10 protein-coding genes are annotated in these 13,752 nt (G+C 74.0%); 4 read left to right on the forward strand and 6 right to left on the reverse strand.

Annotation, left to right across the window (positions count from 1 at the left end):
- The first annotated feature begins 275 nt into the window (after window positions 1–275).
- Window positions 276–2,075, forward strand: a complete 1,800-nt coding sequence (locus ACFMQL_RS36275; RefSeq protein ID WP_378789314.1) for an MFS transporter — start codon at window positions 276–278, stop codon at window positions 2,073–2,075.
- Entirely contained in the window at window positions 2,072–5,359 is a 3,288-nt protein-coding gene (locus ACFMQL_RS36280; RefSeq protein ID WP_378789316.1) for a DUF6493 family protein, read from the forward strand. The genes ACFMQL_RS36275 and ACFMQL_RS36280 overlap by 4 nt, the downstream gene beginning before the upstream one ends.
- Window positions 5,360–5,491: 132 nt before the next feature.
- On the opposite strand, the gene ACFMQL_RS36285 is transcribed toward ACFMQL_RS36280, so the two are convergent.
- From ACFMQL_RS36285 to ACFMQL_RS36310, 6 genes are all read right to left on the reverse strand, one after another.
- Window positions 5,492–6,184, reverse strand: coding sequence for an aspartate/glutamate racemase family protein (locus tag ACFMQL_RS36285; RefSeq protein WP_364070776.1), 693 nt, complete (start codon window positions 6,182–6,184; stop codon window positions 5,492–5,494).
- Window positions 6,154–7,623: a UDP-N-acetylmuramoyl-tripeptide--D-alanyl-D-alanine ligase gene (gene murF, locus ACFMQL_RS36290; protein ID WP_364070773.1), complete on the reverse strand. Its 1,470-nt coding sequence runs from the start codon at window positions 7,621–7,623 to the stop codon at window positions 6,154–6,156. Before murF ends, ACFMQL_RS36285 begins: the two co-directional genes overlap by 31 nt.
- A gap of 34 nt (window positions 7,624–7,657) precedes the next feature.
- Window positions 7,658–8,614: a D-alanine--D-alanine ligase family protein gene (locus ACFMQL_RS36295; protein WP_364070770.1), complete on the reverse strand. Its 957-nt coding sequence runs from the start codon at window positions 8,612–8,614 to the stop codon at window positions 7,658–7,660.
- A 116-nt stretch (window positions 8,615–8,730) separates the two neighbouring features.
- Complete coding sequence (locus ACFMQL_RS36300; RefSeq protein WP_364070768.1) at window positions 8,731–9,396, reverse strand: response regulator transcription factor; 666 nt, start codon at window positions 9,394–9,396, stop codon at window positions 8,731–8,733.
- Window positions 9,393–9,785 carry a hypothetical protein gene (locus ACFMQL_RS36305; protein WP_378789319.1) on the reverse strand — a complete coding sequence of 131 codons (393 nt, stop codon included), beginning with the start codon at window positions 9,783–9,785 and terminating at the stop codon, window positions 9,393–9,395. The genes ACFMQL_RS36300 and ACFMQL_RS36305 overlap by 4 nt, the downstream gene beginning before the upstream one ends.
- On the reverse strand, window positions 9,748–10,506 hold the full coding sequence (locus ACFMQL_RS36310) for a sensor histidine kinase (RefSeq protein ID WP_378789321.1): 759 nt from the start codon (window positions 10,504–10,506) through the stop codon (window positions 9,748–9,750). The genes ACFMQL_RS36305 and ACFMQL_RS36310 overlap by 38 nt, the downstream gene beginning before the upstream one ends.
- A 117-nt stretch (window positions 10,507–10,623) precedes the next feature.
- Between ACFMQL_RS36310 and ACFMQL_RS36315 the strand changes: the two genes are divergently transcribed.
- A complete protein-coding gene (locus ACFMQL_RS36315; RefSeq protein WP_378789323.1) occupies window positions 10,624–11,322 on the forward strand; it encodes an ABC transporter ATP-binding protein in 699 nt (232 codons plus the stop codon).
- A complete protein-coding gene (locus ACFMQL_RS36320; RefSeq protein ID WP_378789325.1) occupies window positions 11,319–13,622 on the forward strand; it encodes an FtsX-like permease family protein in 2,304 nt (767 codons plus the stop codon). The genes ACFMQL_RS36315 and ACFMQL_RS36320 overlap by 4 nt, the downstream gene beginning before the upstream one ends.
- The last annotated feature ends 130 nt before the right edge of the window (window positions 13,623–13,752 follow it).

Below are 13,752 nucleotides of genomic sequence, written 5' to 3' on the forward strand. Positions count from 1 at the left end.
GCGCGCTCGGAGTTGTCCTGGCAGCGAATCTGCCGATGGCCTGTGGCAGCACCCCCTGGGCCGCAGGGCCGAAGAAGGCGGTTCCGATGCCGCTGAGCGCTGCACAGGCCGCCATGTGCCACAAGGATGCGGTTTCCGTAAGAAGCAGTAACGCCGATGTTCCTTGACCGACGGCGGAGACGACATGGGAAAGGACCATCATGCGCACCCGCGGGACTCTGTCCGCCGCGAGCCCGCCTATGAGAGGTAACGCGATCTGAGGCAGGAAGGAGCGCTTGCACCAGGGAAACGCGCTTCTCCGGCTCTGCCTCAATATCGCCAAGGTGGCCGGACCGTCCATCGGCGGGGCTCTGGTGGTCGCATCCGGTCCGGGGTGGGGGCTCGCTCTCGACGCCGACACGTTCTTCGTCGCCGCGATTCTCCTGTCCAGGATGCGGATCCAGACAGCCCCTCGCGGGCAGGACTCGCTCGCGAAGTCCATGGCCGAGGGATGGACGGAGTTCTGGTCACGGCCCTGGCTCTGGGCCATCGTGCTGCAATTCGCACTCGTCAACGTGGCGTGGGTCGGCGCCTTCCAAGTCGTCGGCCCGGCGCTTTACAGCCAGCGCCCCGGCGGTGCGGCAGCGTGGGGATTCGTCCTTTCGGGAATGGCGCTCGGCCTGATCCTGGGAGGAGCGGTGGTGCTGTGGTGGCAGCGCCGGGACCGCGATCAAGATTTGTCGGTCGGGGAATCTATCGTCCCCGCCATGACTTCTACGACGCAGGCGTACGCGTACGCCGCGCCTTCCTCCCTTGTCGACGGTCGCCTCGGACTGGCGACCTCCGGTGGCCGGGCGCTGTCCGGTCCGGTCCTCGCGCCGCGTTTCTTCAGCGGCGTGGTCACTCAGGCGGCTCCGGCCGCCGCGGCGCTGCTCGGCATCGCCGATGTGGCGCTCGCCCGCTATCACCGGCCGCAGTCGCGGCCGGGCTGGATGCGGGATCCGGTGGTGACGTGCAACGGCGATCGGCTGCGGTTCGAGTCGTTCTCGGCCTGCGGCGGCGTGTACGCCCGGCTCGATCTGCTGGGCGGCGCGCTCGACGGCGAGGTGTTCGATCGCGGCACCACCAACGTCGACGTCAACCCGCCGCTGCGCGAGGCGCTGGCGCGGATCGGGCCGCGCGATCCGCTGCACCTCGGCGTGGGGCTGGATGAGCTGGTGGTGACCACCGGTGACGGCGCGGTGGTGGAGAAGAAGGTGCCGCTGCCGGAGCGCTGGCTGCGCGGGTTCGCCGAGGTGCAGGTGATCGCCTCGCGGATGGACCTGCGGGGCGAGCTGACGGGTATGGCGGCGGTGCGGTTCCTGCGCGGGCTGCCCAAGCGCGGCACGGTGTGGGTGGCGCAGGCGGGACGTGAGCTGAAGGTGCACGACCGGGAGGTGCCGGGGTCGGTACGGCTCTCCGGCCCCAACCGGCTGGGCACGCTCCTGCCGCTGCTGCGCTTCGCCAAGGCGCTGCGCGTCTACGGCGGGGCCGACGCCACCTCCAGCGCGTGGGAGCTGGAGCTGCCCGGCATGCGCTACACGCTCACGCTCTCCCCCGAGCGCTGGCGCGGCTTCTCCGGCGAGGGCGCGACGCTCGACGATCTCGCCACCGCCGAGGCCGAGGACGACGCCGACGTGGTGGGCATGCTGCTCAACTTCGAGCCCGAGGTCGAGATCGGCCTGCTGGCCGAGCGGGCGGGCATCCCCGCCGATCGGGTGCGCGCGGCGCTGACCCGGCTCGGCGCGGCGGGCCGGGTCGGCTACGACCTGTCGGAGGCCGCGCACTTCCACCGCGAGCTGCCGTACGACAAGGAGCACGTGATGCTGCTCAACCCGCGCCTCGCCAAGGCGCGAGCGCTGGCCGAGGCGGGCGCGGTGCGGCTCGACGGCGAGTTCGCGACCGTGACCACCGCGGGTGGCCGGCGCCGGGTCTCGCTGGCCGACGGCTCCTGTACGTGCGAGTGGTGGTGGGATCACCGCGGCTCACGCGGGCCGTGCAAGCACGTGCTCGCCGCCCGCATCGTCGCCCGCGTCGCCGTGGAGGTGGCCCCGTGACGCTCTGGACGGAGATCCGCGCCTTGATCACCGACGGCGAGGTGGACCGCCTGGCCGACCGGCTGATCGCGCTCACCGACGACGAACGCGCCGAGCTGGCGGCACGGCTGCCCGGCCTGCCCAAGGAGCTGCGCGGCGCGAAAGCCGAGGAGCTGCACGCCGAGTACCCGGCCATCGATGATTTCGTGATCCGCTGGCAGATCGACGACGCGCTCAGGATGATCTCCCCCGGGCTGCTGCTGGCCGGGGTGGGCGTCATCGGCGGTCCGGCGGCGGCGGTGACGTGGCTGACCAGCCGCGCCGTCAACCCGCGCTGGGGCCCCGACATCGACGTCGAGCAGGTGTGCCGGGTGGCGGCCGCCCGACCGGTGGCGTGGCGGCGTGACGTCGCGGTCCGGCTGGCCCGCCGGATCCGCCGGCCTGGCGACCGCATCGTGCCGCTGGCCATAGCGCTGCTGCGGGCGTCCGGCGCCGTGCCGCCCGCCGATCACGACCCGCTGGTGGCCGCCTGGCTGTCCGCGCCGATCGTCCCCGGCGATCCGCTGCTGCCGGTGCTGCTGCCCCGTGTCTTCACCGCCGAGGGCGTCGGCCGCGTCCTGCGTGACCAGTCGCTGAAGCCCGAGCCCTCCCATTGGCTGGCCGCGACGGCCCGCGAGGTGCCACGGCGGCAGGCGCTCGACGGGTGCGTGAGCCGCTTCCTGCGCGGCGGTGAGGCGCAGGACCTGCGCTTCTTCGTACGGCTGCACACCCTGCTCGACCCCACGCCCGCAGAGTCCGCCGCCCGCCTGCGCGACTACCTGCGGTTGTTACCCGCCACGCCCGGCCCGGTCGCCGAGCTGGCCGCCGGGCGGGTGCGCGCCTGCATGCCGCTCGATCACGCCGACCTGGTGGAGGCGGTCGATGCGCTCACCTTCCGCGCCGAGGCCAAGCTCGCCGCCACGGGCCTGCGCTGGCTCGACCGGGCGCTGCGTGCCACGCCGGAGGCGGCGGGCGACTTCGTGCCCGCGCTCGTCACCGCGTACGCGCACACCTCCTTCGACGTGCGGACCCGCGCGGTGGAGCTGACGCTGCGGCATGCCGCGCTGTTCGACGGCCACGCCGAGGCGATCCGCGACGGCCTCCAGCACCTGCCCGCCGATCAGGGCGCGCGGCTGGCCGCGCGGTTCGGCGGGCAGGTCCGGCCGGAGGAGCGGGAGCGCAAGGAGTTCCCGCCGCTGCCGGAGCCGCCGCGGCCGGAGCGGTTCCCCGAGCCGTCCCTGCATCCGGACTCCTCCGAGCGATGGGTGAACAGGGAGCGCTGGCTGGCGGGCTTCGTCCGTGGGATCGCCGCCGACCGGGGCCGCCTGTGCGGCGAGCTCAAGCCCTGGGCGGAGGACGGCCTCCACCACCACTGGCGGTCCGAGGACGACTTCACCGACCCGGACGTCTGGCAGCGGGCGCTGGCCGCCGAGATCGTCACTCCCGGCAGCCTGCCGGAGGTGCCGCCGCCCGCGCCGGAGACCGCGTGGGACGACGCGAGCCACTCCGTGAGCGTGCGGGTCATCCCCCGCGGCGCGGAGCCGCCGCCGGAGCCACAGGCCGGGCGCGGGTTCCTCGCGGTGAGTCACGGCGGCCCGCAGGCTCGCTATCTCGACGACGACAGCCCGCTGCGCATCATCGACATCATCTGGGACAGCGACGAGGGACCGGCCGGCGCGGTGGCCCGCGAGGGCGGCCAGGAGATCCCCTTCGACGGCCACCGGGTCCGGCTCAACGACCTCCCCGACGACGAGCCCGCCGCTCAGGACGACGAGCGGCCACATCCGGGCTTCGAGCCGCCTGACGGTGATCATGCGGCTTTCGTCGCGTGGGATGTTGGCGGCGCGGTGTATGAGGCGATCGAGTACCTGGACCGCCTGAGCCGGTCTCTTTCGGTACGGTCGCGGCCCGGCGTCCGCTACGACGACTCCGTCGAGGCCATGCCGTCCTACATCCTCGATGACGCGTACGAGCGCATGGCCGAGCTCGGCGTCGCCCCGGCCAGGATCGAGGCGATGCGGGAGGGGCGTCCGGTGCCCCCGCCGGCCCCGGACGAACCGCTCGTCCAGGTGACCGTCTCCTTCATACCGCCCCGCCTGCGCTCCTTCATGCCGCAGGAGCTGCCCGAGGCCGAGGAGTGGCGGCGGCGCAACCGGCTGCCCCATCCCGGTGATGTCGCCCCGCCGCACGACTTCCTCCTGCACCGGTACGCGGAGATCGCCCAGGCCCTGCGCGACGGCACCCTGCCGCCGGTGCTGCTGGCCACCCCGACGTGGACGAGCGGCCACCTCGACCCCGACATGCTGGTGGACCGGCTGGAGAGCTGCGCCGCCGCCGGCGTGGAGCCGCTGCCCGCCGACCTCGCGCAGGCGCTGCTGCGGCTGCCCAGGGGCGGCCACCCGGAGGCCGCGGCCAGGGCCGCCAGGATCGGCTCGGAGGCGGCGCGCTCGGTCGTCCGCTGGCTCGAAGACGGCGGCATGGCCGACCCCGAGACCGGCCACACCTGGCAGCACATGGTCGGCGCGTCCACGGTGGACCTCGGCGAGGACGAGCCCGAGTCCCTCACCGGGGTCAGTCTGCGGCCCGTGCTGCGGGTGACCCGCCCGACCGGTCACCGGCTCATCGACGAGGTGCTGCTGCGCGAACCGCCGAGCTGGCTGAGCGGCTGGCGCCGCTATCTGCCCGACGCCTGGGCGATGCTGCCGTCCCACCGCGAGGTCGTGGCCGTGCAGGCCCTGCACCACCTCCTGCAGGGCTCCTGGGACGAGCGGCTGCACGCGACGGACGTCAGGCCCATGGCGCTCGGGCAGGGACCGCTGGGCGAGTCGTCGGCGACGATCCTCGCCTTCCTGCTGGCCGGTCAGGTGCCCGGCACGCTCCCGCTGCTGCTCGGCCTGGCCGCGCGGGGCGAGCTGCCCGCCGAGGACATCGGCAGGCGGCTCGCGCTGGTGCTGCGCCGCACCTGGCGGGAGCCCCGTACGGCGTTCGCGGCGCTGACCGAGCTGGCCGAGGCGGGCGCGCACCACGAGGTGTGGCGCATCCTGCTGGCGCTGCTGCCCGCGATGCTGCCCGACCCGGCATCGGGTACGGCCCGTCGCGTCACCACCGTCCACACCACGCTGGTCGCCCTCGCCGCCGACGTGGCCGGGTGGACGGGCGCGCGCGGGGAGATCCCGGTCATCGCCGGGTACGCCCGCAGCGGGCGCAAGAGCCGGTTCGCGCACGAGTGCGCCCGCCTGCACGCCCTGCTCACCGCCACCACGTGATGGCTGGCGGCGGCCCGCGCATGACGCCGGCATCCGGCCCCTCGCGTGACGCCCGGGGACGGCCATCACCGGCACCAGGTGATGGCCGTCCCCGGCGCGTGGCCCGGCTCGCCTTGCCGTGTCGTCCGGTGGTCAGCCCGCCAGAGCGAAGGCGGCGGCGGCCTCGGCGTGCAGGCGGGCGCTCGGCAGCAGCGGCACGACGCTGTCCTTCTCGCTCACCAGCAGCTCGATCTCCGTACAGCCGAGGATGACGCCCTCGGCTCCGGCGGCGGCGAGGTCGTCGATGATCCGGGTGTAGGCGTCCCTGGACGGCTCCCTTATCACGCCGCGCACCAGCTCGTCGAAGATCACATCGTGGACGAGGTCCCGCTGCTCGCGCGGCGGGACGATCACCTCGAAGCCGTGGCGGGCCAGCCGGTCCCGGTAGAAGCGCTCCTCCATGGTGAAGCGGGTGCCGAGCAGGCCGACCTTGCGCATGCCACGGGAACGGACCTCGTCAGCGACGGCGTCGGCGATGTGCAGCACGGGCACGCTGGTGGCCCGTGCCACGTCATCGCTGACCTTGCTGAAGGTGTTGCTGCAGACGAGCAGCACGCCCGCGCCGGCGTCCTGCAGTTTGCGTCCGGCGTCGGACAGGAGCGCGCTCACCTCGTCCCAGCGGCCGGCGAAGGCGAGCTCTTCGACGGTGGTGTAGTCGACCGACCAGATGAGGCTGTCGGCGGAGTGGCTGCCGCCGAGCCGCTCGCGTACCCGGCGGTTGATGACCTGGTAGTAGATGACGGTCGATTCCCAGCTCAGCCCGCCGATGAGGCCGATGACGCGCATGAGGCTCCGTTTCCTTCAAGATTGTCTGATGCGGTGGCGAGGGCCCGGGCGCAGGCGCCGAGCCCGTACTCGCTGGACGCCTTGACGAAGACCACGTCTCCCGGGTGCAGCAGCGCACGGGCCAGCTCGGCGGCGGCGCTCGGGTCGGCGGCGGTGCGGACGCATGCGCCGCCCGCCCGCGCGGCCTCGGCCATCGCGTGCACGTCGCCGCTCGCCGCCCGCGCGACCTCCTCGGTGACGCGCGCGCCGCCGGGGCCGACCGCGATGAGCAGGTCGAAGCCAAGCTCGGCGACGAGCGCGCCGATCTCGGCGTGCCGGGCGCGGGAGGCGCCGGCCTGCTGCCCCATGCCGCCGAGCACGGCGACGGTACGGCGGGCGCCCGCCAGCGCCCGCGCCGCCCGCAGCCCGGCCCGCATGGAGTCGGGGTTGGCGTTGTAGGAGTCGTCCACGACGGTGACGCCGTCGGGGCGTTCGACGATCTCCAGGCGTCCGGCGGAGCGCCGCCTGGCCTCGGTCAGCCCCGCGGCGATCTGCGAAACGTCCAGGCCGAGCGCGGTGGCGACCGCGGCGGCGGCCAGCGCGTTCGACACCTGATGCGCGCCGATGAGGCTCAGCCTGACCGGGGCCCGGCCGGACGGCGTGACCAGCTCGAACGCCGCCCGCGCCGCCTCCATGCGCACGTTCTCGGCCCGCACCCGCGCCTGCGGCGAGCGCCCGTACAGCAGCACATGCGCCTTGGTGCGGGCGGACATGGCGAGCACGTGCGGGTCGTCGGCGTTGAGCAGCGCGTGCCCGTCCGGCGGGAGCGCCTCGACCAGCTCGCCCTTGGCCTCGGCGACGTCGGCGATGCCGCCGCCCATGCGCTCGACGTGCGCGACGCCGACGTTCAGCACCAGCCCGAGCCGGGGCGGCGCGATGCCGGTCAGGTACGTCAGGTCGCCCTTCCTGGTCGCGCCCATCTCCAGCACCAGGTAGCGGGTGCCGGCGTCGGCGTGCAGCACGGTGAGCGGCAGGCCCAGCTCGTTGTTGAACGACTTGGCGGTGGCGACCGTCGTCCCCTGCCGTTCGAGCACCTGGGCCAGCAGGTCCTTGGTCGTGGTCTTGCCGACCGAGCCGGTCATGCCGATCACGGCCGGGCCGATCCGCCGCAGTACGTGCCCGGCGAGCAGGCCGATCGCGTGCTGGACGTCGTCCACGACGAGGGCGGGCACGCCGACCGGCCGCGACGCCAGCACGGCGGCGGCGCCGCCCGCGACGGCCGAGGCCGCGAAGTCGTGACCGTCGACGTTGGCACCCGCCGTCGCGACGAACAGCCCTCCCCGCGGCACCTCGCGGGAGTCCACGGCGGCGGGTGCGGTCACCAGGGCCTCCGGGTCGTCCGCGTCGTGCAGGCGCGCGCCGACGACCTCGGCGATCTCGCGCAGCGTCATGGGGATCATGCGGCGCTCCTGGCGAGCGCGAGGTCGATGCGGATCATGCGGCGCTCCTGATGAGCGCGAGGTCGATGAGGCGGCGCAGCAGCTCCGGGTACGCCACCCCGCTCGCCTCCCACACCCTGGCGTAGACGGAACGCGCGGTGAAACCGGGCATGGTGTTGATCTCGCCCACGTACAGGCGGCCCTCCTGCTCGTCGTAGAAGAAGTCGACCCGGGCGAGCCCGTAGCCGCCGATCGCGCGGAAGGCGCGCAGAGCCAGCTCGCGCACGTCCTCGGCGATGCGTTCCGGCAGTTCGGCGGGGATGGCGGCGATCTCCGCCCGGCCGAGGTATTTGGCCTCGTAGTCGAGCCACTCGCCGGGCACGATCAGCTCGCCCGGCACCGACGCCTCCGGCGTGTCATGGTCGCCGAGCACCCCGCAGACGATCTCGCGCGCCGTCACGCCCTGCTCGACGACCACCACCCGGTCGTAGGTGAGCGCGAGCTCCACGCCGGCGCGCAGCTCGTCCATGGTCGTGACGCGCGAGACGCCGATGGAGGAGCCCATGTTGGCCGGTTTGACGTACATCGGCCAGTCGAGCGGCTTCACCAGCGCCCACGGGTCGGTGGTGGCGCGCCACTCGTGGGCGGTGAACCACACGTGCGGGGTGACCGGCAGCCCCTCGGCGATGAACGCGCGCCGCATCGCCACCTTGTCCATCGCCACGGCCGAGGCCAGCACGCCGCACCCCACGTACGGCAGGCCCAGCGTCTGCAGGTGCCCCTGGACGACGCCGTCCTCGCCGAACGGCCCGTGCAGCGCGGGGAAGACGACGTCCACCAGGTCACGCCGCAGCTCCACCGGCCACCGGCCGTGCCGGTCGATGATCACGGGCACGGGCTCGTACAGGTCGGCGGGCAGCGCGTCGAGCACGGCCTGGGCCGACTGCAGCGACACCTCGTGCTCGGCGGACGGCCCGCCTCCCAGCACGGCCACGCGCAGGCGTTTCGTCACGATCCATCAGCCTTCTTCTCAGCGGTACGAGGCCGGCACTCGGCCGGCTGCGTCCACTGTGGTGCGGCGATGTCCGCGGGACGTCAGCGTGATGTCATGAGCGTGTCACGGCGCCGCTAGCCGGATCCTGGTGTGACCAGGCCGGTCTCGTACGCGACCACGACCGCCTGGGCCCGGTCGCGCAGGCCGAGCTTGGTGAAGATGCGGGCCACGTGCGTCTTGACCGTCGCCTCGCTCAGCGTCAGCGCCTCGGCCAGCTCGGCGTTGGACAGCCCGCGGCCCACCAGCGTCAGCACCTCGATCTCGCGTGCCGTCAGCGCGCTCAGGTCGGCGGGCACGCGGGTGGCGGGCGGGCCCGCGTACCGCTCGACGAGGCGGCGGGTGATCGACGGGGCGAGCAGGGCGTCGCCGGTGGTGACCAGCCGCACGGCGCTGGCGAGGTGCTCGGCGGTGACGTCTTTGAGCAGGAAGCCGCTCGCGCCGAGCGCCAGCGCGGCGTAGACGTACCGGTCGAGGTCGAACGTGGTGAGCATGAGCACGCGGCAGTCCGGGTCCTGCGCGAGCACCCGCCTGGCCGCCTCAAGGCCGTCGAGCCTCGGCATGCGGATGTCCATCAAGACGACGTCAGGGCGCAGCTCCCGCGCCGCCGCCACCGCCTCCAGGCCGTCGGCCGCCTCGCCCACCACGTCGATGCCGCGCGTGGTGAGGATCAGCCGGAATCCGGTCCTGATGAGCCGCTGGTCGTCGACGATCAGGACGCGCGGCGCGGGCTCGGCGCTCATCGCCCGCCCTGCCGGAGCCGGGAGCCGGGTTCGGAGGGGGACGGCTCGGGTGGGCGGGGCGGATCGCCCGCAAGCGGGCCGGACGGGTCGGCGGCGCGCGGGACGGCGTCAGGCGTGCTGGACGGGCCGGCGGCGGTGCCGGTCGGGCCGGACGGGTCGGGCGGTGGGAGGGGGATGCGGGCGCGGACGCGGTAGCCGCCGCCCAGGCGCCGCCGGGCGTCCAGGTGCCCGCCATAGACGGCGACCCTTTCGCGCAGCCCGAGCAGGCCGCGCCCGGCCCCGCCGGCACGCCGCTCCCTCAGAACAGGGCTCGCGTCGTCACGCCGCTCCCCCGGAACAGGGCTCGCCTCGTCACGCCGCTCCCCCGGAACAGGGGGCCCCGCCGGCACGCCGCTCCCCCGGAGCGGAGGTCCCGTCGGAGGTGAGCACGCTGGGTCCGGTGTTGAGCACCTCCACCCGTACGTGGTTACCGGCGTACCGGATCGTCACCTCGGCCTTCGTGTCGGGCTCGGCGTGTTTGAGCGCGTTGGTCAGCGCTTCCTGGACGATCCGGTAGACGGTCGCGCCGATGCCGGGCGGCAGCGGGCGCGGCTCGCCCAGGATGCGGCTCTCCACGTTCAGCCCGGCGAACGCGAACCGGTCGATCAGCCGGTCGAGGCCGCTGAGGTCGGGCGACGGGGCGAGGCCGGCGCCGGCGGGCTCGGCGGGTCCGGCGGGTTCGTCGGTGCCGTCAGGTGAGGGCGCCAGCAGTCCCAGCAGGTGGCGCAGCTCGGACATCGCGGAGCGACCGGCGTTCTCGACCTCTTTGAGCGCCTCGGCGCACTCCTCGGGCTGGACGGTCATCACCTCGCGTGCCGCGCTCGCCTGGACGACCATGAGGCTGACGTTGTGGCTGACGATGTCGTGCAGCTCCCTGGCGATCCTGGCCCGCTCGGCGTCCACCGCCGCCCGCGCCGCCCTGGCGGACTCCCGTTCCAGCATGCGGCCGCGTTCTTCGACGACCGCGCGGTAGCGGCGGTGTGCCCGTACGAGTGCGGCGCCGAGTGCCAGCGCGGCTGCGAGCAGCACCACGACGATGACGACCAAGCCGTACGTCCACTCCGCACCCACCCCTCTACCTTGGCGCAAGCGCGTGCGGGCCCGCACTACCTCCTGAGGATGACATCGGGGCCGGATTACATCCGCAGGCCGATGCCCGCCCGGCCGGGCCGTTTGTAGCCTCCTGCCATGACAGCCGGACGCGAGGTCGTCGTAGGACTCGACCAGGTACGCAAGCACTACGGCGAGACGGTGGCGCTGGACGGCGTCTCGCTGGAGATCCGCGCCGGTGAGGCGGTCGCGGTGATGGGACCGTCCGGCTGCGGCAAGTCGACGCTGCTCAACCTCATCGCCGGGCTCGACCGGCCCAGCTCGGGCCGGGTCGTCGTGCACGGCGAGGACCTGGGCGCCATGAACGAGACCGGCCTGGCGCTGTTCCGGCGCCGCCGGGTCGGCATGATCTTCCAGTTCTTCAACCTGATCGACGACCTGTCCGCGCTGGACAACGTGGCGCTGGCCGCCCAGCTCACCGGCACGACCGCCGCCCAGGCGCGGCGGCGGGCGCTCGACCTGCTGGACGAGCTGGGCATCGCGGGCCGGGCCCGGATGTATCCGGCGGTGCTGAGCGGCGGCGAGCGCCAGCGGGTGGCCGTGGCGCGCGCCCTGATGAACCGCCCGGCCGTGCTGCTGGCCGACGAGCCGACCGGCGCGCTGGACAGCCACTCCGGCGAGCAGGTCATGGACCTGCTGCTCGACCTGCACCAGATCGGCCAGACCCTGCTGCTGGTGACCCATGACGAACGGCTGGCCGAGCGGTGCGCGAGCCGGGTGGTCGAGCTGGCCGACGGCAGGGTCACCGCCGAGCGGACGCTGGAGTCGTCCCGGTGAGCGCGGTCTGGGGCATCGCGCTTGCGGCGGTGCGGCGGCGCAGGTTGCAGAGCGCGATCCTGGCCGTGGTGGTGCTGTGCTCCACGGTGGCGATCGTGGTGGCGCTCGGCCTGCTGGAGGCGTCGTCGGGGCCGTTCGACCGGACGTTCGCCGCGCAGCGCGGGCCGCACGTCGTGGCGACCTTCGACCGGGCGGCGGTCTCCGACGCACTGCTCGCGGAGACGGCGCGCAGGCCGGGGGTCGAGGCGGCGGCGGGGCCGTACGGGCAGAGCGTGGTGACGGTCGCGGACACCCGGCAGAGCCTGCCGCCTGGACCGCTCACGGTGGTCGGACGTCCGGGGCCGGGCGGCCCGGTGGACCGGGTCGAGCTGTGGGCGGGCCGGTGGGCCGAGCGGCCCGGCGAGATCGTGGTGAACCGGCCGGTCGATCCGGTCTTCGGCGACCTCGTCGGCGCCGCCGTCCAGACCGTCGAGGGGCTGCGCTTCACCGTCGTCGGCCTGGCCTCCAGCGTCACCAGGACGGCCGAGGCGTGGGTCGCGCCCGCGCAGATGGAGGCGATGAAGCCCGCGTCCGCCCAGATGCTGTACCGGTTCGTCGCGGCGGAGACGGCGGCCGAGGTGCGCGCGGCCACGGCGGCCGTCACCGCGGGGCTGCCGCCGTCCGGTGTGCTCGGCACGCAGTCGTATCTCACGGTCAAGCGGGACGTCTCGCGCGCGGCCGAGGCGTACCTGCCGTTCCTGGCGGGGTTCGGCCTGCTGGGGCTGCTGGTGGCGGTGCTGATCGTGGCCAACGTCATCAGCGGCGCGGTCGTCGCCGGGCAGCGGCAGATCGGCGTGCTCAAATCCCTGGGGTTCACCCCCGACCAGGTCATGGCCGGCTTCCTGATGATGGTGCTGCTGCCGGCGTTCGCCGGATGCCTCGCCGGAACGGTGCTCGGGGCGCTGGTCTCGCAGAAGCTGCTTGACCTCGTGTTCGCCGGGATCGGCGCGGCCATCGGGCTCGGCATCGGCTGGCCGGTGTACGTAGCAGCGCTGCTCGGCGTGCCGGCCGTGGTCGTGCTGGCCGCGCTCGTGCCCGCCTCCCGCGCCCACCGGCTGCCGGCCGCCGAGACCATCCGCGCCGGCAGCGCGCCCAGGCCGGGACGCGGGCAGGCGGTCCAGCGCCTGCTGTCCGGCAGCCGGCTGCCCCGGCCGGTGAGCCTGGGCCTGGGCCTGCCGTTCGCCCGTCCGGGCCGTTCGGCGATGACGCTGGCCGCGATCGTGCTCGGGGTGGCGGCCGTGACGCTCGCCACCGGGCTGTTCCAGACGATGACCGCGTACGGCGACACCGCGCAGCGCGTCGGCCGCGTCCACTCCATCGTCCATGTCGGACGCCCCGGCCAGGTCAGGCCCACGCTGGACGACGCCGCCATCGAGGCGCTGCTGCGCTCCCGGCCCGGCGTCCGCCACGTCACCGCCAACGCCTGGATCGACGTGCAGCTCCCCGGCCTGACCAGCCGCAGCATGGCCCAGTTCCTGCGCGGCGACGCCGCGAGCCGGGGCGACGTGGTGGTGGCGGGCCGCTACGTAGCCGGACCGGGCGAGGTCGCCGCGCCCTCGGCGTTCATGAGGCGCTTCGGGCTGCGCGTCGGCGACCGGCTCACGCTCGCGCTCGGCGGCGCCCGCACCCAGGCCACGATCGTGGGCGAGGTCATGGACGCCGCCGACGACCTGATCATCGCGAGCTGGTCCACGCTGACCGCGCTCGACCCCGCGGGCCGCGCCACCCAGTACGAGGTGGGGCTCGCCCCCGGCACCGACGTCGAGCGGTTCAACGCCGCGGTCAAGGCGGCCGAGCCCGGCCTGTATCCGCGGGCGAAGTCGCAGGCCGATCAGCACAGCGTGGCCGTCATCGGCGCGGCGGCCCTGTTCACCGTGCTGCTGGGCACGGTGGCGACGCTGGGTGTCTTCAACACCGTCGTGCTCACCACCCGCGAGCGCCGCCGCGACCTGGCCATGCTGAAGTCGATCGGGATGACGCCGCGCCAGGTGACGCTGATGACGGTGACGTCCATGGCACTGCTGGGCGTCGTGGGCGGCCTGGCCGGCCTGCCGATCGGTGTGGCCTCGCATCGGGTCGTCGTGCTGGCCATGCTGGATGCGGCCGGGCTGGGCGCGCCCGCGATGCTGCTCGACGTGTGGCGGGTCGCGGCGCTGGCCGCGCTGCTGGTGGCGGGCGTGGCGATCGCGGTGCTGGGCGCGTTCCTGCCCGCCCGGCGGGCGGCCCGGCTCACCATCGCCGGCGCGCTGCGTACCGAATGAGCGGGGCCGGCTTCCCTGCTCGGTTGCGCGGCACGGCGGCCAGGACTCGCCGATACCACCTTCCCGGCCGGGATCGAGGATATGCCGGACCCCCGCCGAACACATACAGTATTGGCGAGGTAACGTTCGG

This window comes from Nonomuraea fastidiosa, assembly GCF_042751225.1.
Taxonomy (GTDB): Bacteria; Actinomycetota; Actinomycetes; order Streptosporangiales; family Streptosporangiaceae; genus Nonomuraea; species Nonomuraea fastidiosa.

What these genes read in the sequence shown, in the direction of transcription:
- ACFMQL_RS36285 (WP_364070776.1), bottom strand. Translation starts at nt 6,184, where the DNA reads ATGCGCGTCATCGGCCTCATCGGCGGGCTGAGCTGGGAATCGACCGTC.
- murF (WP_364070773.1), bottom strand. Translation starts at nt 7,623, where the DNA reads ATGATCCCCATGACGCTGCGCGAGATCGCCGAGGTCGTCGGCGCGCGC.
- ACFMQL_RS36300 (WP_364070768.1), bottom strand. Translation starts at nt 9,396, where the DNA reads ATGAGCGCCGAGCCCGCGCCGCGCGTCCTGATCGTCGACGACCAGCGG.
- ACFMQL_RS36315 (WP_378789323.1), top strand. Translation starts at nt 10,624, where the DNA reads ATGACAGCCGGACGCGAGGTCGTCGTAGGACTCGACCAGGTACGCAAG.